At 27.4% G+C, this 21,205-nt stretch carries 22 protein-coding genes and 2 tRNA genes; all 24 read right to left on the minus strand.

Annotated features, from left to right (window positions below; all coding sequences use genetic code 11):
• Positions 1-9 precede the first annotated feature (9 nt).
• The 24 genes from ACNI28_RS02000 to ACNI28_RS02115 all read right to left on the minus strand — a co-directional run bounded on the left by ACNI28_RS02000 (position 10) and on the right by ACNI28_RS02115 (position 21,202).
• Positions 10-1,410, minus strand: a complete 1,401-nt coding sequence (locus ACNI28_RS02000) for a methyl-accepting chemotaxis protein (RefSeq protein WP_419765206.1) — start codon at positions 1,408-1,410, stop codon at positions 10-12.
• A gap of 530 nt (positions 1,411-1,940) precedes the next feature.
• Entirely contained in the window at positions 1,941-2,663 is a 723-nt protein-coding gene (locus ACNI28_RS02005) for a hypothetical protein (RefSeq protein ID WP_419765207.1), read from the minus strand.
• A 199-nt stretch (positions 2,664-2,862) separates the two neighbouring features.
• A tRNA-Asn gene (locus tag ACNI28_RS02010) sits at positions 2,863-2,937 on the minus strand.
• A gap of 35 nt (positions 2,938-2,972) precedes the next feature.
• Positions 2,973-3,047 (minus strand) — tRNA-Asn (locus tag ACNI28_RS02015).
• Between the two features lie 72 nt (positions 3,048-3,119).
• Positions 3,120-4,028: a radical SAM protein gene (locus ACNI28_RS02020; protein WP_419765208.1), complete on the minus strand. Its 909-nt coding sequence runs from the start codon at positions 4,026-4,028 to the stop codon at positions 3,120-3,122.
• The gene (gene hemE, locus ACNI28_RS02025; RefSeq protein ID WP_419765209.1) at positions 4,028-5,059 is read right to left on the minus strand and encodes a uroporphyrinogen decarboxylase; all 1,032 of its coding nucleotides are present in this window, start codon (positions 5,057-5,059) and stop codon (positions 4,028-4,030) included. Before hemE ends, ACNI28_RS02020 begins: the two co-directional genes overlap by 1 nt.
• 21 nt (positions 5,060-5,080) lie before the next feature.
• The gene (locus ACNI28_RS02030) at positions 5,081-5,593 is read right to left on the minus strand and encodes a YqhA family protein (RefSeq protein WP_419765210.1); all 513 of its coding nucleotides are present in this window, start codon (positions 5,591-5,593) and stop codon (positions 5,081-5,083) included.
• The gene (locus ACNI28_RS02035; protein WP_419765211.1) at positions 5,593-6,630 is read right to left on the minus strand and encodes an aspartate-semialdehyde dehydrogenase; all 1,038 of its coding nucleotides are present in this window, start codon (positions 6,628-6,630) and stop codon (positions 5,593-5,595) included. The genes ACNI28_RS02030 and ACNI28_RS02035 overlap by 1 nt, the downstream gene beginning before the upstream one ends.
• Positions 6,631-6,632: 2 nt before the next feature.
• A complete protein-coding gene (gene gyrA, locus ACNI28_RS02040; protein WP_419765212.1) occupies positions 6,633-9,191 on the minus strand; it encodes a DNA gyrase subunit A in 2,559 nt (852 codons plus the stop codon).
• Between the two features lie 114 nt (positions 9,192-9,305).
• Positions 9,306-9,527, minus strand: coding sequence for an HP1242/YdcH family protein (locus ACNI28_RS02045; protein ID WP_419765213.1), 222 nt, complete (start codon positions 9,525-9,527; stop codon positions 9,306-9,308).
• Positions 9,528-9,565: 38 nt separating this feature from the next.
• A complete protein-coding gene (argJ, locus tag ACNI28_RS02050) occupies positions 9,566-10,747 on the minus strand; it encodes a bifunctional glutamate N-acetyltransferase/amino-acid acetyltransferase ArgJ (RefSeq protein ID WP_419765214.1) in 1,182 nt (393 codons plus the stop codon).
• On the minus strand, positions 10,747-11,877 hold the full coding sequence (locus ACNI28_RS02055) for a potassium channel family protein (protein WP_419765216.1): 1,131 nt from the start codon (positions 11,875-11,877) through the stop codon (positions 10,747-10,749). The genes argJ and ACNI28_RS02055 overlap by 1 nt, the downstream gene beginning before the upstream one ends.
• Before the next feature lie 26 nt (positions 11,878-11,903).
• On the minus strand, positions 11,904-12,092 hold the full coding sequence (rpmB, locus tag ACNI28_RS02060) for a 50S ribosomal protein L28 (RefSeq protein WP_298753335.1): 189 nt from the start codon (positions 12,090-12,092) through the stop codon (positions 11,904-11,906).
• Between the two features lie 60 nt (positions 12,093-12,152).
• Complete coding sequence (locus ACNI28_RS02065; protein WP_419765217.1) at positions 12,153-13,025, minus strand: glycosyltransferase; 873 nt, start codon at positions 13,023-13,025, stop codon at positions 12,153-12,155.
• Complete coding sequence (locus tag ACNI28_RS02070; protein WP_419766484.1) at positions 13,018-13,194, minus strand: hypothetical protein; 177 nt, start codon at positions 13,192-13,194, stop codon at positions 13,018-13,020. The genes ACNI28_RS02065 and ACNI28_RS02070 overlap by 8 nt, the downstream gene beginning before the upstream one ends.
• A gap of 144 nt (positions 13,195-13,338) precedes the next feature.
• Positions 13,339-14,502, minus strand: coding sequence for an O-antigen ligase family protein (locus ACNI28_RS02075; RefSeq protein ID WP_419765218.1), 1,164 nt, complete (start codon positions 14,500-14,502; stop codon positions 13,339-13,341).
• A 19-nt stretch (positions 14,503-14,521) separates the two neighbouring features.
• Entirely contained in the window at positions 14,522-15,280 is a 759-nt protein-coding gene (locus ACNI28_RS02080) for a methyltransferase domain-containing protein (RefSeq protein ID WP_419765219.1), read from the minus strand.
• The gene (locus ACNI28_RS02085; RefSeq protein ID WP_419765220.1) at positions 15,267-16,310 is read right to left on the minus strand and encodes a glycosyltransferase family 10 domain-containing protein; all 1,044 of its coding nucleotides are present in this window, start codon (positions 16,308-16,310) and stop codon (positions 15,267-15,269) included. The genes ACNI28_RS02080 and ACNI28_RS02085 overlap by 14 nt, the downstream gene beginning before the upstream one ends.
• A gap of 11 nt (positions 16,311-16,321) precedes the next feature.
• Positions 16,322-17,209, minus strand: coding sequence for a glycosyltransferase family 9 protein (locus tag ACNI28_RS02090; RefSeq protein ID WP_419765221.1), 888 nt, complete (start codon positions 17,207-17,209; stop codon positions 16,322-16,324).
• Entirely contained in the window at positions 17,190-18,215 is a 1,026-nt protein-coding gene (locus tag ACNI28_RS02095; protein ID WP_419765223.1) for a glycosyltransferase, read from the minus strand. The genes ACNI28_RS02090 and ACNI28_RS02095 overlap by 20 nt, the downstream gene beginning before the upstream one ends.
• Positions 18,208-18,348 (minus strand): hypothetical protein, encoded by a 141-nt coding sequence (locus tag ACNI28_RS02100; RefSeq protein WP_419765224.1) that lies wholly within the window; start codon positions 18,346-18,348, stop codon positions 18,208-18,210. Before ACNI28_RS02100 ends, ACNI28_RS02095 begins: the two co-directional genes overlap by 8 nt.
• On the minus strand, positions 18,338-19,447 hold the full coding sequence (locus ACNI28_RS02105) for a glycosyltransferase (protein ID WP_419765225.1): 1,110 nt from the start codon (positions 19,445-19,447) through the stop codon (positions 18,338-18,340). The genes ACNI28_RS02100 and ACNI28_RS02105 overlap by 11 nt, the downstream gene beginning before the upstream one ends.
• Positions 19,444-20,316, minus strand: coding sequence for an ELM1/GtrOC1 family putative glycosyltransferase (locus tag ACNI28_RS02110; RefSeq protein WP_419765226.1), 873 nt, complete (start codon positions 20,314-20,316; stop codon positions 19,444-19,446). The genes ACNI28_RS02105 and ACNI28_RS02110 overlap by 4 nt, the downstream gene beginning before the upstream one ends.
• Positions 20,309-21,202 carry a lipid A biosynthesis lauroyl acyltransferase gene (locus ACNI28_RS02115; protein WP_419765228.1) on the minus strand — a complete coding sequence of 298 codons (894 nt, stop codon included), beginning with the start codon at positions 21,200-21,202 and terminating at the stop codon, positions 20,309-20,311. Before ACNI28_RS02115 ends, ACNI28_RS02110 begins: the two co-directional genes overlap by 8 nt.
• Positions 21,203-21,205 lie beyond the last annotated feature (3 nt).

The following is a 21,205-nucleotide window of genomic DNA, read 5'->3' on the forward strand; positions in this document are numbered from 1 at the left end:
TTTTGCTCCTTAGTTAAATTTTTTATTTTTTGCATCATTTACAAGTCTATTTGCCATACTTGATACGTCAGTCGCAATTGATTTTACTTGATTTGCTTCACTTGCATTTTCTTGAGTTACTTTATCTAGCATACTAACTGCATCATTTATTTGTTCTATTCCCGTCATCTGTTCTTTACTTGCAGAACTAACATCTTCTATTATGTTAATTGTTTTAGAAATATGAGTATTTAACTCTTCATATCCTTTAATCATTTCATCAGAGATTTTTTTACCACCCATTGCTTTACTATTAGCATTTTCTACAAGTTCTTTAATCTCATTAGCCGCTTCAGCTGATCTAGTAGCAAGATTTCTTACTTCTTGAGCAACAACTGCAAACCCTTTTCCTGCTTCACCAGCAGTTGCTGCTTCTACTGCTGCATTTAGTGATAGAATATTTGTTTGAAAAGCTATTTGATCAATAATATTTATAGATTCATTAATAGCTGTAACCTCTTCATTAATATCATCCATTGATGATGCTGTTTTAGTTGCTAAGTCTTGTCCTGTAATAACTGACGTTCTAACAGTTTGACCCAATGTTGCCATTTTCAATGCATTATCTGCATTGTTTCTAGTGATTGATGTAATTTCTTCAACTGCTGCAGCTGTTTCTTCTAAGGAAGCAGCTTGCTCGTTAGCTTTATTGGCTAAATTGTCCATTGATACTGTTAATTTATACGAATTATCTTCAAGTGTTTGTCCATTTGAAAGATTAGCTTTTGCATTATGACTTAATGATTCTCCAAGTTTATTAACTCCTGACATAATCGCAAGCATTTCTCCATCTAAGTTATTATCAATTGAAACTTTACTTGTATAATCTTCTTTTGAATATTGTTCTATGTTATTCATTAAATCTTTTATATTAACCTCTGTAATATCTAAGGTTTTATTTAAAGTATCTCTTAATGCTTTAATCATAAAGTTTGTAGAATCAGCATGAATTCTACATTTATAATGTCCTTTAGACATTTTATCTAGTGTTAAAACAGTTTCCCCCAATACTTTCATATCTTCTTTTCTCATAGCATCAAATTTATCAACATATTCATTTAATTCTCTAAGTATCATTCCTATTTCATCATTTTTCATATACTTTGCTTTTTCGATCCTATTAACTCTCATAAAAGCAAAGTTCATAATCTCGTCCATATATTTTTTAAATCTGTCAATTCCACCAGTAATTCTTTTCATTGCTGCAAAATTTGTATAAGCAATTATCAGTCCAAATAATATATTTACAACAATAATCGATGTAAATTCAGAATGAGTTAATATTGCTACTGTTGTAATAGTTGCAAATCCTATTTGTGCTATTAACATATTAAAAAAAAGTTTTAATCTTGTTGGTATATTATTAAACATTGTCATTTTCCTATTTGATTATTAATTGTCTCGTAAGTACGTATATAACGTGACTATTGTAATTTAAATATTCCTAATTTTACTAAAAATATGCTAAATTTCTTATGAATAACTATTCATAAAATAAAGTGTTAAAAAGTAAATTAATCTATTTTTTGTAGAAATATCATAAATAAGTGAATAAAGCAAATTAAATATTTAAATAGGCTTTAAAGTATGCATCTCTTGAAAAGCTAAAGCTTTCCACTCCATACTTTCTTTAATGTAAAGAAAGTAAGCAAAGAAAACTCAACGGCTTCGAAGCCGATGGTTCCCTCACTTATTATTTTTATCTTTTCTGATTGGTAAAACTCGCTTATTAAAACTTGTGTTTAACAACTTTTAAACACTTAAACAGTTACCAACCTTGTTTAAAAAAGAGAAAAATAAACATTCGGCTTCTGCAGATGTTGAAGGGATAGGGAAAGATTATTTGATTACTAAAATAAATTTAGGAATAGATTTTTAATTAGTATAATGTTACTAAATTTTTAAATTGGTAAATCATATGGACGTTCATAATTCTTATTATAATAAATTTCTTTATCTATTCTTATCTCATATTCATTTAATGAATAAAAAATGCACTTATATACAAAATCTCCACTTTTTTTGTAAAGTTCTAAAAAACAAAAAAATATTATGATTAAAATATAAAATTTAAGATTAAAGTCTTGAACAAAAATAATATCCAATTCACTTCTTTTAAAAGTAAATAAATAAGTATTAAATGCCCATAACAATGCAAATATTGTTCTTAAAAATATAAATCTACTTATATACCTTTGATACGAAAGTGTAATATTATCTCTTAATTTATTTAAAAATTTAGTACTTGGATTTATTTTAATTAACTCTTTCATTACTGAATTAATATCTGTAGAATTTATGCCAAAATTATATAATGAACCAGGGGTTGAAAAAATAGAATTAAATATAAAATAACCAATAATAAAACTTATAAGAATAAAATAAACTACTTCTTTACTTGTTTCAATTGATTCTAAATAGTAAGAATTAGTTAAAAATAAAATAATTAAAATTGTTGTAGTATTTAATAAGCTTAGCTCTTTAAAAAAGAGTTTAAATCCTTTTAATATCATAATTATAGGATATAAAAAAATTCTCCATGTTTCTCTTAAATGTCTTTTCCTCCCAAACAATAAATATGACTCTACAACATTAATAAAATCATCTGAAACTTTAAATAACATTTATTTACCTCACAATTTTTAATATATAATTATATCAAATCATTTTAATAAATGATATTTTTTAGGAAGTACAAGGCAAAGGTTTTCTTTTGTGAAGGAGTTACCGTCTGATAATGACTGAATAAAATAAAATCTTTAACGCAGTAATTTCAAAAAAGATTATTTAGTAAAATGATTTATTTTTGATAAAAAATAGAAGTGGCTCCGGCACCTGGATTCGAACCAGGGACCAAATGATTAACAGTCATCTACTCTACCACTGAGCTATGCCGGAACTTGTATATAAAAGATATTTAAAAAGAAGTTTGATGGCTCCGGCACCTGGATTCGAACCAGGGACCAAATGATTAACAGTCATCTACTCTACCACTGAGCTATGCCGGAATCTTTCTTCTCTTTAAATGGAGTGGAAGTATAGTAAAATTTGTTTTTATTGTCAAGGAAATTTTATAGGAATTAGCAAATTTTATAGAAATTTAAGCCTGCACTATCTACTAATGAAATTTTATTTAACTCAATCAACTTTTGCAACTCTATTTTACTGTTTTCGTCAAACATATTATCAATATCTTCTAAGGTTAAGGGTCTTCTCTCAAGTAATGATAATATCTCATCATTTGTATAAGAATTTAGCTGTTTTGGTCTGTTTTTAAATGCAATATTTACATTTATATTTTCAAATCTTTTTGCAATACTTTCCAAAGTCTCAAAACTTACTGGCTTGACCTCATAAGCTGGTGGTCTATCAATAGTACCAATATCTACTCTATGTGGATTTATCTTTTTTACAGCTTCATAAAGCAATTCTATTTCACTATCTTTATCATTTAAATCTTTTACAAATAGTATCTCTAATACAAAACTTTTTGTACTTTTACTTCTAAAGCTTATCATTGACTCTACTATTTTTTCTATGTCAATATTTTTATGGATTCTATCTAGTTTTTTAAAGCACTTTTGGCTTACACAGTCTAAAGATAATTTAACTGTATCAAATTTTAGTAGTGCATCAAAAATCTCTTGATTGTAAATAGTACTTCCATTTGATAGTATCAAAGTTTTTGCATCTTTTTTGATTTTATTAATTTTTGTAATTAGTTCGTCTAGTTTTGGATAAAGGGTTGGTTCACCATTTGCAGTGATTGTTATCATATCAATTTTAGGATACTTTTTAAAGGAGTTTTCAATAGCCTCTAAGACTTCATCTACACTTGGGTAGGTGTTCATCTTATCTACAGTTTTTGCAGGCTTTAATTCGCAGTATAAGCAGTCAAAGTTACACTGTTTTGTATCAGGGGATAAATCTACTCCCAAAGAGATACCAAATCTCCTTGAAGGAATAGGACCGAAAATTATGTTTGACACTATTTTTTACTAACTCTTTGGCACTCTTTTACAAAATGAATTGCATTTTCAACTGGAACATCAGGTAAAATCCCATGACCTAAGTTAAAGATATGACCTTCACCTTGCATAGTCTTTTGAATAGCTTCAACACACATAGTAGTAGCTTCTTTTGAGTACAATCTACAAGGTTCCATATTACCTTGAAGAACATATTTATCCCCAAGTTTTTCTTTTGCAAGTGCCATTGGAGTTCCCCAATCTACACCAAATACATCAAAGTTTCCATAAACTTTATCTAAAAATGCTGGAATTCCTTTAGGGAACATGATAATAGGTATATGTGGGTATTTTTCTTTTAAATACTCAGCTATTTCTACCATATATTTCCAAGAAAACTCATCATATTTACCTGGCTCAATAGCAGCTGCCCATGAATCAAATATTTGAACAACATCTGCTCCGGCTTTGATTTGATTTTCCATATATAGTTTTACTATATCAGTTACTTTTCTTAAAATCTTATGTAGAAGTTCAGGATTTGAGTACATCATTTTTTTACAAATATTATATGTCTTTGTTCCTTGTCCTTCTATCATATAAGTTGCAAGAGTCCAAGGAGCACCAGTAAAACCAATAAGTGCTTTATCTTCTGGCAACTTTTGTTTTAATAACTTGATAGTATCATATACATAAGTTAATTTATCAGCAGCTTGACTTCCACCAAGTAAAGCATCAACATCAGCTTCGCTTTTAATAGGGTCTTTAAAAATAGGACCTTCACCTTTAATAAACTCTAAGTGCATACCCATTTCATTTGGAATAACTAAAATATCACTAAACAAAATAGCTGCATCAACTCCAACTATATCAAGTGGCTGTATAGTTACTTCAGCTGCTAATTCTGGATTATGGCATAGGTTTAAAAAGTTTCCAGCTTGAGCTCGCACTTTCATATACTCTGGTAAGTATCTTCCGGCTTGTCTCATCATCCATACAGGAGTGTAAGGTGTGGGTTTTCTAAAACATGCATCTACAAATATTTTTGACATTATTAACGTTCCTTTAGTAATCTATTTCTTTCCAACTTTTCCTAAAAAGAAAAGTCCAACTGACAGTGCAGTAACTGCAAGTGCAAAATATAGCATCTCTAGTGCACCATCATATTTCGTATGTAAAACTCTTTGAAAAAAGTTTACAACTAAAACCATAACAATAACTTTTGCTATTTTATCTTTTAGTTGGTCTAGGGTTGTGATTGATAAAATTTTTGAATCATCTTTTGCAACTTGTGAATGATCAATTGGAGAAATAAACAGTTCATATACACCAAAAGAAAATATTAACATAACAACAGCTATCAAATATAAATCAACTGCCCCTATAATACCACTTACAATATCTTCATGAAAGTGTTCTGGATGTGCATTTGTAACAATAGTATCAAATGCATATGCAGCTACACCATAAATATCCATACTTGCAACCACAAAAAGAACAAAAGCTCCTATGAGTCCAAAAATAACTGCCGAAAGAACAAGGAACCTTGTCTTCCACATGGCAGCCTCAAAAAGCCTTTCAATCATTAGATATCGTTCTCCAACTCAATCCATTTAAGTGCTATTCTAACAGAGTTAGTTGCAGCCCCTACTCTTACTTGGTCAGCAACATTAAAGTAGTGAACCATGTTTGTAGAATAGATATCTTTTCTGATTCTTCCTACATATGTAATATCAGTATCAGTTGAAATAATTGGCATAGGGTACGCGTTGTTTTCAAGGTCATCTATTACTTCTACGTTTTCAAATTTTTCTAAAGCTTCTCGCACTTCATTTACATCAACTTCAACACCATCATTAAATGTAACAGTGATTGATTCTGAGTGGCTTCTTAGAACTGGAACTCTTACACAAGTAGCTGCTATTTGCATATCTTTATGTAATATTTTTTGAGTCTCTTTTACCATCTTCATCTCTTCTTTAGTGAAGCCATTATCTTGTGCTACATCTATTTGAGGAATTACATTTAAAGCAATTTGATGAGCAAAAGCCTCTTTTGCTGATTCATCAAGTTTAAAAGCAAAGAAGTCTTGCATTTGCGTTACAAGTTCTTCCATACCTTTTTTACCAGATCCAGAAACAGCTTGATATGTAGATACATCAACTCTTTTGATTCCATAAAGTTCATCAAGTGGTTTTAAAGATAGTACCATTTGAATAGTAGAACAATTTGGATTTGCAATAATTCCTGATTGTTTCCATAAGGCTATATCTTCTGGATTTACTTCTGGTACAACTAAAGGTATAGTTGGATCCATTCTAAAGTGACTTGTGTTATCAATAACTACAGCACCTGCTTCAACAGCATATTTTGCAAATTTTTCAGATATAGAACCACCTGCACTAAAAAAAGCAATATCTACTTCATTTTCTTCGAAACAAGTTTCAGTTAGCTCTAAAACACTTATCTCTTTATTTTTATACTCAATAGTACTACCTAAACTTCTTGCACTTGCTAAGGGAACTATTTTATTAACAGGGAAATCATATGCTTCCATCACTCTAAACAGTTCTTCACCAACTGCACCAGTAGCACCAACTACTGCTACATTAAATCTTCTCATTTCTAATCCTCTCCTAAAGTATTATCTTTTTCAGCTGTATTATCTTCTGGTTTATCTTTTAGATTAAATTCATCTAAATTGATACCATCCATAGTATCAGCACTTTCAATATCTAACTCATCGTCATCTTCTTTTGGACATTTGGCAATAGATACAACTTTATCTTTTGCATCAACATTTACAATGATAACACCAGAAGTATTTCTTCCAGCTTTTCTAATTGTTTGCATATCCACTCTAATCATTTTACCAATAGAAGTTAAAATCATCAAGTCTTGTGCTTCATCAACTAACACAGCACCTACAACACTACCAGTTTTTGCACTTAATTTCATAGAAATCACACCACTTCCAGCTCTGTTTGTCTCTCTATATTCTTCTACAGTTGTTCGTTTACCAATACCTTTTTGAGATACTGTTAACAACTCTTGTTCAATATTATCAACAACATTTGCATCAACTACGAAGTCAGTATCATGTTTAAACTTGATACCTCTTACACCTCTTGTACTTCTACCTTGTTCTCTTGTTTTTTCAATATCAAATCTAATACATTGACCTAAGCTTGTGAAAACCATCAAGTATTGTGATTCAACAGTTGTGATTTTTGCTGTTACAATTTCATCTGCATCATCAAGAACAATTGCTCTTACACCATTGCTTCTAATATTTGAGAACTCTTTTAATGATGTTCTTTTAACAACACCATTTCTTGTAAAGAATGCCAATGATTTTGACTCATCAAAGTCTGATGTTGGAATTATTTCCATAATTTTTTCATCAGATCGTAAATTGATCAAGTTAACAACTGCTTTACCTTTAGCTGTTCTACTTCCTTCTGGGATTCTATAAACTTTCAACCAGTATAACTGCCCCATATTTGTAACAAACATCAAGGTATCGTGAGTATTTGTTACAAAGAATCTTTCAATAAAGTCATCATCGTGAGTAGTAACTGCAACTTTACCTTTACCACCTCGTCTTTGTTTTTCATAAGATTTAATTGGTACTCTTTTTACATAACCATTATGAGTAATTGTAACTACCATTGGCTCATTTGGAATTAAATCTTCAATATCAATCTCATCATAAGAGTCTTCAATATCAGTTAATCTTTTAGATGAGTATTTTTCTCTTATTTCAGTTAACTCTTCTTTGATTATTTCTACTAATCTTTCTTCTGATTTTAAGATTGCTTCAAGTTCTGCAATTAGAGTCATCAATTCTTGATATTCAGCTTCTAATTTATCTCTTTGAAGACCTGTAAGTCTTCCTAGTCTCATATCTAAAATAGCTTGTGACTGAATTGCACTTAATCCAAATCTCTCTTCTAATTTACCTTTAGCATCAGCATCATTTGAACTTGCTCTGATGATTTTTACTACTTCATCTATATTGTCAAGGGCTATTTTTAAACCTTCTAAAATGTGAGCTCTAGCTTTTGCTTTTTCTAAATCAAATATAGTTCTTCTAATAATTACTGTTTTTCTATGTGAAATAAATACATTCAGTAGCTGTGGTAATGTAAATACCTTTGGCTCTTTATTATGTACAGCTAAAAGAATAATCCCAAATGTAGTCTCCATAGGTGTAGACTTGTATAAGTTATTCATAACTATTTCACTCATGGCATCTTTTTTAAGTTCAATTACAACTCTAATACCATCTCTATCTGATTCATCTCTAACTTCTGAGATACCTTCTATTTGCTTATCTTTAGTAAGATTTGCAATAAGTTCAATAAGTCTTGCTTTATTTACTTGATAAGGCAATTCATCAAGTACAATAATCTCTTTTTTCCCTCTAGTTTCAATATGGTGTTTAGCTCTAATTCTAACTCTTCCACGTCCTGTATTATATGCATCGATTATACCTCGTCTTCCAAAGATAGTTCCACCTGTTGGGAAATCAGGACCTTGGATAAACTCCATTAACTCATCAGCTGTTGCTTCTGGGTTATCAAGAATATGCATTGTTGCATCTAGAAGTTCATTTAGATTATGAGGAGGAATTTTTGTAGCCATACCAACTGCGATACCTTCAGAACCATTCATAAGTAATGTAGGAACTCTTGTAGGTAAAACTGATGGCTCTTTTATAGTGTCATCATAGTTCATTGTAAAGTTAACAGTATCCTTATCAATATCTTTTAAAATATCTTCAGAGATTTTTGTAAATCTTGATTCTGTATATCTCATAGCAGCTGCACTATCACCATCTACTGAACCGAAGTTTCCTTGTCCATCAATAAGTGGCTCTCTCATAGAGAAATTCTGTGCCATTCTTACAAGTGCATCATAAACTGAAGTATCACCATGAGGGTGATACTTACCTATAACATCCCCAACTATCCTTGCAGATTTTTTATATGGGGCACGTGCGCTCATATTTAAGTCATGCATTGCAAATAGTATTCTTCTGTGTACTGGCTTCAATCCATCTTTAGCATCTGGTAAAGCTCGACCAATAATTACACTCATCGAGTAGTCTAAGTATGAAGACTTTACGGAATCTTCGATATTTATATCTATAATATCTTGATTTTCAAAAAGGTTTTCCATTGATATTGCCTTGTTATAAAATTTAGATATTTTATCTAAATTTTACTTAGTATTAGTGAATAAAAAAGGGGGAAAGTATAAAACTCTCCCCCTTGTATGAATTTAATCTAATTTTTATAAATTATTATCTTTTTTATACTTTATAATAACGTCATAAATCTCATCTTTTAGTCTAAGTTTTTCTTTCTTTTTATTTTCAATTTCAAATTGATCCGAATGAGCTTTTTCTAGCTTTGTAATCTCTTCATCTAAAGCATTATGTTTATCAAAAAGACTGTGAAAGTGGCTATCACTGCTCTTTAGTTGAGTTATTATTTCTCTGTGTTCATGAAACATCTCTTTTCCTTGTTTTTAAATTATTTTTATTATAACACTTAAGTTCTATAGTCTGCATTAATTTCAATATATTTATAACCTAAATCACATCCATACGCAGTAAATTTTTCACTTCCAAGGCCTATGTCACAAATGATTTTAAACTCTTTATTTTGTAATACTTTTCCAGCATCTTCTTCGCATTTTTCATCAAATACAATTTCACCTTTATTAAACACAACTACATTATTATAAGAGATAACTAGGGTATTTTCATCACACTCTATTCTACTAGCTCCTATGGTTGATGCTATACGTCCAAAGTTTGGATCTTCACCAAATAGTGCTGTTTTAACTAATAATGAGTTTGATAAGGCTTTTGCTGCTTTCATTGCATCTTCTTTTGATAGGGCATTAATAACTTCAAAAGCAACACTCTTTTTAGCACCTTCACCATCAGCAACCATCAGCATAGCCATATCATGCATTACTAACTTTAAAGCCTCTTTAAATGCTTCTTTATCATAGGCATTTGATTTTCCATTTGCTAGTACTAAAACAGTATCATTTGTAGAAGTATCTCCATCAACAGAGATTGCATTGAAAGTTGTTTGGCTAGCTTCAGTTAAAGCTTCTTGAATAGCCTCTTGTGAAACTTTAGCATCAGTACAGATAAAACATAACATTGTTGCAAGATTTGGATTAATCATTCCTGCACCTTTTGCAACTGCTCCTATTTTAAAACTAGAGCCATCTTCAAGTTTTACTTCGTACATACAAGTTTTAGCATAAGCATCTGTTGTCATAATAGCTTGACTTAAACTCTCACCATTTTTACTTGTTAAATCAAACTTGTTTGCTCCATCAACTATTTTTTGTATTGGAAGTCTATTTCCAATAACACCAGTTGAACTCATAATTGGATTTTTTATATCAAAATTTAGTGAGCTAAAAATAGTATCAATATCATCAATACCTTTTTGTCCAGTTAGTGCATTTGCATTTTTAGAGTTTATTAAAACAAAATTTGTTTTAAAATCAGCCGAATATCTTTGATAATGTTTTAAAGGTGCTGCTTGAAATTTATTATTTGTAAATACAGCTCCAACATCACATAAAGTATCACTATAGATAAAACCTATATCTTTTTTATTGTTTGGTTTTAATCCAGCTGAAATACCATCACAATAGAAACCGTCAATTTGGTCTATAAAACCTTTTATTGGAAAAATCGAAAACATTAGCTACAACACTCCTCTGGTACAACTTTTTGATTTATTAAAATTTTTGCTTTTGCAATACCTTTTTGATTACCCACTAAAAGCAATTTACAATCACCTTCAATAACTGTTGAACCTTTAGGCATTTGAATAAATCTTCCTCTTTTTTCTGTAATACCTATCACAGAAACCTTATATCTATCTCTTAAATGGATATCTTTTAACTGTCTTGTCACTAACCATGAGCTTTGACGTACTTGTACTTCTTCCATATCAATAGGAGTGTCAGGCTTATATAAAAACTCTTCAAGTACATTTTCCATATCAGGACGTACTGCCATAGCTGAAACTCTTTTTGCCATAAGAGATGGAGGAGCTACAACTTTATCTGCTCCAAGTTTTTTAAGTCTCTCTTTATCATGCTGAGTTTCTGCATTTGAGATAATTAAAAATGGCTTATTTCTTCCTAACTCTTTTTCATAAAGTCTCACAGATGCAATAAGTGTAATATTGTCAGAGATATTTCTAGCTAATGTAATAACACCCTTTGCAGATGATAAGTGAGACTTTAAAAAAGCTCTTTCAGTAAAAGCTTCCTCACATACATAATATGGGTAGTTATACTCTTTTGCTATCTCTTCGATATCTTCTCTTGGATCAACCACTACAAAAGGCACATGATTCTCTCTAAATTGTCTAGCTAGCTGAATTGTATATTCATTATGATGAAATATAACAAAATGTCTACGAAGTCTTGCAATTTTATAAAGCATATTTCTTTCCTTATATAGTTCAATCAGGTTACCTTTTACAATTGCATCAATAAGTACAGCAATTGAAAGAGTAAACAAAGCAAACCCAAAAATAATAAGTGTAACGGTAAAAAACCTACCTGCATCAGAAATTGGTGCAATCTCTCCAAAACCAACTGTTGTAAAAGTAATACCTGTTTGATAAATAGCATCTAGAATTGGAAAATCATCTATAAGTACATATCCAACTGTACCAATCATCATTAATAATTGTACTAGTACTAAAGGTACTCTAAATGGTTTTAATTGTTGATATATTAAAGGGTTAAGGTCATATTCTGGCTTTGTAGTTCTTAATTCCCAGCCGAGGGATTTTTTTAAATTACGAAAGATGCTCATAGAAGCACTTTATTTTAGTGCCTCGATTATGAGTTTTTCTTAAGAGTTCTTAACTCTTTTGCTGATATTTTAATTTTTTGTGTAGTACCATCATCTAAAGTAACTCTTACAGTTCTTAAATTTGGTAAAAATCTTCTTTTTGTTCTGTTTTTAGCATGACTTACGTTGTTTCCAGCCATAGGTCCTTTTCCAGATATTGCACATCTTCTTGACATTATTTTTCCTTCTGTTTTCAAAATATCTGCGAATTATATCTTTTTTATCTTAAGTTTAATTTAAATATCAGAAAGTATTTCTTCTAATCTTTTAAACTGGATATCAAATAAAAATTCATCTGCTGTTTCTTTGTTTGTTTTCTTTATATTTTTTAGTTCATCTTTGTTTGATAAGATTGCCTCAACTTTAAACTGCATTGATCTGTCAGTTGGTGAATCCATAGTCGAAAATATATCAATCACTTCTCTTGAAGCACTATTTGCACTTACAAAAACTGCTGTTTTATAAAACATCGCTTTTATAACGTTTGAAGAGAAACTTTTTATATATGTTGGCAAAATATAAATATCAGCTGCACTATATAACAAATCTACATTTTGATAATCTTCTAAAAGTATCACTTTATTATCTAAGTTGTATTTTGTAAACTTAAACTTAAGTGTGTAGATTTGTTTTGCATCTCCTGCAATAATTGCTTTAAAATTATTTGAACTAAGTGTTGCAATTATATTTAAAAACTCCATTACTCCATTTTTTATCAAGTTTTTTGCATGAAAAAGTATGATTTTATCTTTTTTATTAAGATTTAGTTCATGAGTTAAAATCTCTTTTGATTCTTTTGGTTTTAGATATGTTGAAGTTATTGTGGGGTAAATAACCTCTATTTTTTCATTTGTAATATTGCAAGCTTTTATCATATCTTGTTTCATAGTATATGAATTAGCAATTGTCTTTTTAGAGTTTTCAACTAACTCAATCGACTCTTCATCTAACACTCCACTGTGAAAATAAATATCAGGATAAGTTTTTGTCTTAAAAGTTAATTTATCTAAAATATTTTGTTTTTTGTATGTTCTTATATTTTCTTTTTTTAGAAGTTCATCTACAAGTACATTTTTTGATTTGAAACAAATTGATAAGTTCTTATTCATTTATTGCCTTTTTATCAAACTCTTCTTTTTTCTTATTTAACCAAACTGTTATATCAGTTCTATATTTATAAAAATTTTTTATAGTTAATAATCCAGAAATTTCTTTTTCTTTAGAAAACAAGTCATCAATTACTTTTTTGCCATAAAAATGTTTAAAATAACTACCCACATTATCAAATACCAGAAATGCTTTACTTGCCGTTATTAGTCTTTTACTCTTTAAGTAAAAGTAAACAAAGAACGTTATTGGAAGAAAAGCGAATATAAATTCGTAGCTATTAAAGAGCATTTTTATCTTTTTAATTAAATCATTTTATTTTTTAACATTAATAGCTAAAAACATTAACATTATTATTGGAATAACAAAATTTGGTCCCCAAATAGTGCCAATTCCCTGTTGCATTAATAGTAACGAAGCTGAAAATGATAGTGCAATATGTTTATTAAAACTCATACCAAGTTTAAATACATTAAAAATATAAATTATGACTAAAAATAAAAAAATAAAAAAACCAATAATACCTAAAGAAAATAGTACCTCAACGAATGAATTATGAGGGTGACTAAAGCCCAAAACACCACTCTTATATACATTATTTGCACCTTCTAATCCATATCCAAAAAATGTATTATCTTTTAGAAGTAAATCCATATAAACTATCCATCCATCAAATCTGCTTGATGTATGAAATTGTATATTATCAATAGTACTTCCACTTATGTATAAAACTAAGGTTGTTGAAGTAATTAAAAGTAAAAAGACAATTAAAACATTCTTTTTAGTATAAGCTTTTTTTATAAAGAAATCATACCCTAAGTAAATAAAAATACCTATAGCCATAGTAATAATTGCAGTTCTTCCTTGAGCAACAAAAACTCCAATAATAATAAGAAGAAAAAGTATTAAGTTAATATTAGTTTTATTTCTAAAATAAAAATTAATCAAAAAAGGAATACAAATAGCTAATAAATTTTGTTTTGAATGGAATCTCCAGTCATCATATTCAACCATTGAAAAAGTTTTAATGCTATGATAAATATCAATATTAATTAAAAAACTAAGAAATAATATACATGAAAGAAAAGATACTGAATAAAATAAAACTTTTTCAAATAAGATGTAATTTATATTTGAAAACTCACTATTTTTAAATATAAAGTTAATTATATATACAAACGCAAATAAAATTAATAATAATTTTATATTACTATTATAATTAATTGTTGGATTTAATAAATTAATAATCAAAGCTGAAAAATAAAATATAATTACAGCAATTAAAAACTTTAATTTTTTATACTCTATAATTATAAGAGATTTATTTCTGAAAGAATAGATAATAAATAAAATCAATATAAATACAAGAGCTATATTAAACATTGCTCTTGATGTATAATCAAAAGGTATTAAAAGCCCCAGAAATATTACAATATATTTTTCATAATTAATATTATTTTTTACTAAATAGGTACTCAATATCAATCCTTTATATCAATTATTTAAAAGAGGCAATAACAATTATTCCACCTTTTGTAAAAAAAGTTTCATTATAAAACAATTTCCTAATTAATCTATAAAGGGGAATACTTTTAAGCTTTCTAACCCACATTCTTTTCTCTTTTGATGCTTTATCATAAGTCTTCAATTGTTCAACTTTAAATCCTGAATCAAACAAAACCTTTAAAATAGTATAAGGGGTAAACCAATATCTATGATCAGTATTAATTACTTCAATATTCTTAGCTGCCATATTAAAAACTCTATGATTAAAAGCATTAGGAACAGTTATTACAATTTTATTTATATTCTCTTTATGAGAATCTCGTAATTTTGTTAAAAAATCTACAGGTGAGCCAATATGTTCAAGAACATCAGGTAGTAGTAAATAATCAAATTTTTTATTTTCTAATATTTCATTCTTTTTAGTAATATCTATTGAATGAACGTCAAAACCATATTTACTACCTAATATTTTAATTTCTTCTTCTTTAATATCAACTCCAATACACTTATTAGAGTTTTCATCGAGTATTTTATGTAACCATTTATTTTTACTAATCTTTTTTTCAATGCTCTCTATATTATGATCTACACAACCTACATGAATAATATCCTTATCAACAACTAAATTTTCAAGGAAATCAATTTTACTTAGATATAAAAAGTCACTTTCCTCTAAATTTAATTTAAAGTCTAAAGAATTTAAATAGTTATTGCCATTTAAGAAACCTGTATCCTTATTATTTATTCTCAATAGAAGTCCTTTTAGTTTTTAACTTAGATTTTAAAAAATTTTCAATTTTCCAAAATACAAACTTTGTAAAATCAGAAATACTTCTTCCTCTCATCGTACGCCTATTGAAAATTTTAATATTTTTAGTTAGATTATCACTCTTATTGTTTTTTTCAACTATATTATTTATCATTTCTAATAAATTATATTTGTGAATTAATAATTCTCTAGCTTCTGTTATAAATTCAAGCCTTTTTTCATATTCACCTGGAGTATTTATAATCGTTTTGATTTTTTCAATGGAACTGTCAAAATCATCTAAATCAATTAAAATAATACTGTCTTTTGGAAAATAATCAAGTATGTTTGGACAGCCATAATATATAGGGAGACAATAGGCTAAAAATGCATCTGCTATTTTTTCTGTCCAGACATCTTTACCTATATGATTTTCAATACAAACGTGAAATTTAAAGTTATCTAAAGCTTCAACTTTTGTATCAATTGGTTTATACCCCCAACCAAATCTTGCAATCTCAGGAATTTCTCTTTGAAGTTTTAAGGTGAAATTATATCTTTTCTTGTGCAAGGTATGTCCTTGTTGCTTATTTGAACATACAGTAGAAATATTTTTATTCTTATTAGGAATATCCATATTAATAATATCATCATAATTCTTTCCATACATCCAAACATTGCCAGTTTGGCTTCTTAGTGCTCTTTTATGAGGTAAGATTTTTTCATCTTGATTTGTTATAAGATATTTAAATTGAGAAGCAAAGTTTTTTCCATATCTAGTTATAGTACTAGGTTCAGTAGTTACCAATATTGTATTTTCTATAGAACAAGCTAGTTCTTCATAACTTTTTTTTAAAGCCCTTGGAATATCATCAATTATAACTAACCAATCATAATTCCTTTCAAAACTGTTAAATATAAACTCACAAACTCCTAATTTTCCACTATTATGAATTGTTTGATTTAAAAAACCTAATATATCTTTGTCAACACTTCCACGAGATACTAGTTTTACCCTAATATTATTTTTCATTATTATCCATTTTATAAATATTCTTCAATTTTTGACAAACCTTCTTTTATACTAATATTTTTATATACTTCTTCCTTTATATCCAGCATATTTGAAGTTAAAGGATTTGAATCTTTAAAATAAGTTTTATCAAAAACTACTGTAGACCAGGGGCCAAAGGGTGATGATCTCATCCAGTTTGTAGCACCAAATAATCCTATTGTTGGAGTTTTACTAACAGCAGAAATATGCATTGCAGCAGAGTCAGTCGAAACAGTTAAAAATGCTTTTTTTATGATATCTTTTAGTTCTTTTAAATTAGTTTTACCAGCAAGATTTTTAGATTTACTATTGATATTATTTGAAATTTCTTCAATATATGAAAATTCACTCTTGTCCCCTATTAAAATAAATGGTAAATTATATTTTTCATATAAATAGTCAGTGATTTCTATCCATTTATCCATTGGTAAACGCTTTGATTCCCATTTTTTACTTGATCCACAATTTAAAACAATATATGTTTTTTCTTTTTTTATAAAATCAAGCTTAATTTCATTTAATAATTTTGAATCTTTTAAAATCAATTTAAAGATCTGAAATGTTGAATTAGTATAAACATCTACGTTAGAATTATTATAAATTTTCCCATTTAAAAATTTAGATATTAACCTAGATCTGTCATTACATTGAAAATCAATAATAACATCAAATTTTCTTTTTCTAATATCTAAAATTACTTTTAAAACAGATAAAATTGACTTGTTTTTTAAAATAATAAAATCTTCATACTCATCATCAAAATATGCTTTTCCAAGAGGACTAGTAATTATAGTAGGTTTGTATTTTAAAAATTTTAATATAGGTGTTAAAGAAGCTAAATCCCCAAGAGCACTAAATCTAATTACAGCTATTTTCAATTTTTATAACCTTCTCATAATAATCTAAATATTTTACTACAACATTTTTTAATAAGAGTTCTTGTTGATATTTAATCTTAACTTTTCCAAATTCTTTATAATAATAATCTATATTCTCCATTATTTCAGTTATTTTCTTTGAAATTTCAAAATTTTCAATCAATAAACTTTGTGGTAATAAATCTCTACATCCACTAACTTTTGTAGAAATAAAAAGTTTTGCATAAAAGATAGATTCAATCATAACTATACTAAAACCTTCACTAATTGAACTCATTACTACCATATCTGAACTTTTTATTAAACTAGGAATATCCTCTCTAAAACCTAGTAAGTTAACTTTGTCCTCTAACTTTAAATCTTTTACTAATTTTTTTAGTTCCGAATATTCTTCGCCATACCCCACTATTTCTAATTTACACTCTTTTTTTATATTTGAGAAATCTTTTATTAATTTATCAAACCCTTTTATTTTATCTAATCTACCAATTGCTCTTATGGTAAAAATTTCATTCTTTTTAGATTCTTCTAACAATACAGGCTTAATACCATTATAAATAATTTTTACATTGTCTTTTAAAATTGACTTTGCAACATCATCAGAAACTGCAGTTACATACTTGATTTTATTAAATATTTTACCTTTTCTAGGATTATGCTTTGTTGCTATATGTATTATATTTAATATTTTATTTAATCTAAAAAAAATTTCTGTTGATTTTGCAAAATGAGTATGTACAATGTCAAAATTATTTTTTCTGAATATATTATACAATTCAATATATAACAAAGGGTTAGTTCTACTATCTTTTGATTTATATTCTATAACATTAATCTTATTATTAATTCTATTCAAATACTTTGAGCCCACAGGAATTAAAATAGTAGTTATACCTTCAGTATTTTCTACTATTTCATTAACTAGGTCAATATAAAATTCACCTCTGCCTAATCCTTTAGATGCAATAAAATGACAGATATTCAACATATTATAAAAATTATTCATTTATAAACTTAATTTTATCATAAGAGTCAATGATTGCAATTAATTTATTTCCTGTTTTAATTATTGCTTGTATATCTCTTGGTGCTATATATCCAATTGCTCCAATTAATCCAAATCTTTTTTTATTTGACACCTCTATTTTCCTTAATAACCTTTTTATAAATATTGATAGTTTCATTAACCATTGTTTCAAGTGTAAATTCTTTTGGTATTGTATCAATAACAGAATTTAATTTATTATTCTTAAGTTCCAATATTTTTTTAGATAATTCAAGTTCATCTTTAACATTTATAACAGCACCATTAACTTTATCTACAATAATATTATTAAGACCTTCATAAGAAGTTACAATTACTGGTGTATTTAATGCTAAAGATTCCACTATCGTTCGACCAATATTACCCATTTTAAGTGAGATATTAATAACAATATCACTCAAGAAATATATTTCTGCAATTTTTGATTGACTACCAGTAAAAATTATATTCTTTTCTACATTTAAATCTTTTGCTAATTTTTTTAATGAATCTAAATAATCACTTTTATCTTCTCTTGCTCCACCTACTATTAATCCAACAATATTTGGAATATCATTTTTAGATAATGCAATTGATTTAATAAAAGTTTCATAATCTTTTAACCACGTAATTCTACCGACAGAGTTCACAATATATTTATCATCTAAATTATGTAAATCTTTAAATTCTTTTATAAAGTTAAGATCAATATTATTAGGATTAAATTTATTTAAATCAACACCCCTTTGAATAACATGAAATTTTTCAGAATTTAAATTATAATTTTTAACAATATAGTCTTTAACAACTTCACTAACACAAATAACTTTGTCACCTAAGGTCATTATTTTACTGTATTTATTTATACTATTAAGCCCATGTACTGTCGTTACAAAATTAATACCTAATCTCTTGTTAGCTAAGTAAGCTATCCACGCAGGTACTCTACTTCTTGCATGTAAAATATCTGGATTTATATCTTTTAGTATTTTTCTTAATTTATTAACTCTTGAAGGTAAAGTAAATATGTTTTTTGAACAAGTATCAAATTTAATATGTGTACCTCCATCTTTTACAATTTGATCAACTAATTTTCCACCATTACTTATTACAACTGATTCAATACCTTGTTTTACATATTCACGATTAAGTTCCATTGTTCCTCTTTCAACTCCACCTTCATTGAGTTCTGGGATTAATTGAACAACTTTCAAATATTAACCTTATTTAAATAAATCATATAATCAAATCTACCTTTTATATTCAAAATATTCTTTGCAAGTCTATGAAATTTTGTATTTTTCTTTTCACTTTGAAGATATATTATATGCAAATTTGCATTACTATTTGCTTTTGCTTCACTTAACATTGATGTTGAATCAATACTTATAAAAAGTTCATCACATATTTCTATGAAATCTGGTATTGGATTTATACTAGAATTTTTAGAATAAATCACTTCATAATCAAATTTATAGTTTTCTAATAATTTATCAATTTCTAGGGGAGTACGTCTTGATGTTGTAACATATTTTAAATAATTTGGATACTTTTTAAAAATATTATCTAAACTAATCTTTATTTCATTAACTTCCATATTAAAAATAGTATTATTTCCACCAAGTACTATTCCTAGCGACTTTTTATCACTTCTTTTTATTAAACCTTTAGGAGTATTTATAGAAAGGTTCAAAGGCAATTTTATTATATTCTTTTTTTCTGGTGAACTATCATGCTCTAAGGCTAAAATATAATCAAAATCACTATATCTAAAACCTCTTGGAATCATAATTGCTATTGATTTAATATTTAAAATTTGAGCAAAATATTTATTTGAATAATATGTCCAAGAACCAGTTGAAACAACTGCTTTATAAATATTTTTTTCTATTTTACTTATACTAAAAAGATTTATGTATATATTAAAAAAGTCCAAAATATAAGAAAAGATTTTTTTTGTTTTATTTAATTTTTTTATTTCTAAAATATCATAGGAAAGATTTTTTAATTTACAAAAGGCAATTGACTGATTTAAATGACCTATTTTCCCATCTGATATAATAAGTACTTTTTTTTTATTCATAAATTTCTCTAAAATGCATTTTAAATCTTTTATGAGCCCAAAACCATTGTTTTGGATCTTCTAAAATTATTTTACTTAAGATGTCTGCTTGAAGTTGCGTGGAGTTTTTAATATCTTCTTGCTCATTTTCTGTTTTTATAGGTTTAATAGGTTCATAAATTTTAATTTTATATTTGTCTTTATCCTCATTAAAAATTGCAACAGGTAAAATATATGCATTAAATTTTCTAGCTAAAATAGCTGGAGTTGTAGTTTGGTTTGCTTTTTTATTTAAAAAACTCACTTCGATACCATCTCTATCATTTATATTTTGATCAACAATAAGTGAAATAACTTTATTATTCATTAACGCTTTTATAAGTTTTTTTAAAGCTAAAGCGCGATAGATAATTGTTGCACCTGATTTTTCTCTACTTTTTTTTATAAAAGCATCAATCTTTTTAAAATTTGATTCTCTTGCAACTTGAATAAGAGGCGTGATAAATTTATTTATTCCATAGCTCAAAACTTCGATATTCCCATAATGAGCAGAAACAAGGATAATCTTTTTTTCTTCTCTCAAAAGATTATCAAAAATTTCCCTATTTTCAAAAGTAATTTTTTTTCTCATTTCATCTTCTGTAACATTTAAATGTTCAATTTGAGATTGAATCCATAAAAGCATATTATAATATGAATATTTTTGAATTTTTTGAATTTCTTCTTTTAACATTTTTTTGTCAAAAACTAAATCTAAATTAGCTTTTATTATTTTATTAGTCTTTTTAGCAAAAAAATAAACCAATTTTGATAGAAAAAAGAAAAATCTCTTTCTTAAAAATCTAGGTAAAATTGCTAAGAACTTGATAATTGTAATTAGTATAAAATATAAAATATTTTCTTTCATATG

Source organism: Arcobacter denitrificans (SeqCode), from assembly GCF_048571185.1.
GTDB classification, from domain to species: domain Bacteria; phylum Campylobacterota; class Campylobacteria; order Campylobacterales; family Arcobacteraceae; genus Arcobacter; species Arcobacter denitrificans.

Coding starts and splice junctions, on each gene's coding strand:
- argJ (WP_419765214.1), bottom strand. CDS start 10,747: ATGTTTTCGATTTTTCCAATAAAAGGTTTTATAGACCAAATTGACGGT.
- rpmB (WP_298753335.1), bottom strand. CDS start 12,092: ATGTCAAGAAGATGTGCAATATCTGGAAAAGGACCTATGGCTGGAAAC.
- ACNI28_RS02115 (WP_419765228.1), bottom strand. CDS start 21,202: ATGAAAGAAAATATTTTATATTTTATACTAATTACAATTATCAAGTTC.
- ACNI28_RS02095 (WP_419765223.1), bottom strand. CDS start 18,215: ATGAATAATTTTTATAATATGTTGAATATCTGTCATTTTATTGCATCT.
- ACNI28_RS02065 (WP_419765217.1), bottom strand. CDS start 13,025: ATGAATAAGAACTTATCAATTTGTTTCAAATCAAAAAATGTACTTGTA.
- ACNI28_RS02085 (WP_419765220.1), bottom strand. CDS start 16,310: ATGAAAAATAATATTAGGGTAAAACTAGTATCTCGTGGAAGTGTTGAC.
- ACNI28_RS02045 (WP_419765213.1), bottom strand. CDS start 9,527: ATGTTTCATGAACACAGAGAAATAATAACTCAACTAAAGAGCAGTGAT.
- gyrA (WP_419765212.1), bottom strand. CDS start 9,191: ATGGAAAACCTTTTTGAAAATCAAGATATTATAGATATAAATATCGAA.
- hemE (WP_419765209.1), bottom strand. CDS start 5,059: ATGTCAAAAATATTTGTAGATGCATGTTTTAGAAAACCCACACCTTAC.
- ACNI28_RS02000 (WP_419765206.1), bottom strand. CDS start 1,410: ATGTTTAATAATATACCAACAAGATTAAAACTTTTTTTTAATATGTTA.
- ACNI28_RS02030 (WP_419765210.1), bottom strand. CDS start 5,593: ATGATTGAAAGGCTTTTTGAGGCTGCCATGTGGAAGACAAGGTTCCTT.
- ACNI28_RS02110 (WP_419765226.1), bottom strand. CDS start 20,316: ATGAATAAAAAAAAAGTACTTATTATATCAGATGGGAAAATAGGTCAT.
- ACNI28_RS02005 (WP_419765207.1), bottom strand. CDS start 2,663: ATGTTATTTAAAGTTTCAGATGATTTTATTAATGTTGTAGAGTCATAT.
- ACNI28_RS02035 (WP_419765211.1), bottom strand. CDS start 6,630: ATGAGAAGATTTAATGTAGCAGTAGTTGGTGCTACTGGTGCAGTTGGT.
- ACNI28_RS02055 (WP_419765216.1), bottom strand. CDS start 11,877: ATGAGCATCTTTCGTAATTTAAAAAAATCCCTCGGCTGGGAATTAAGA.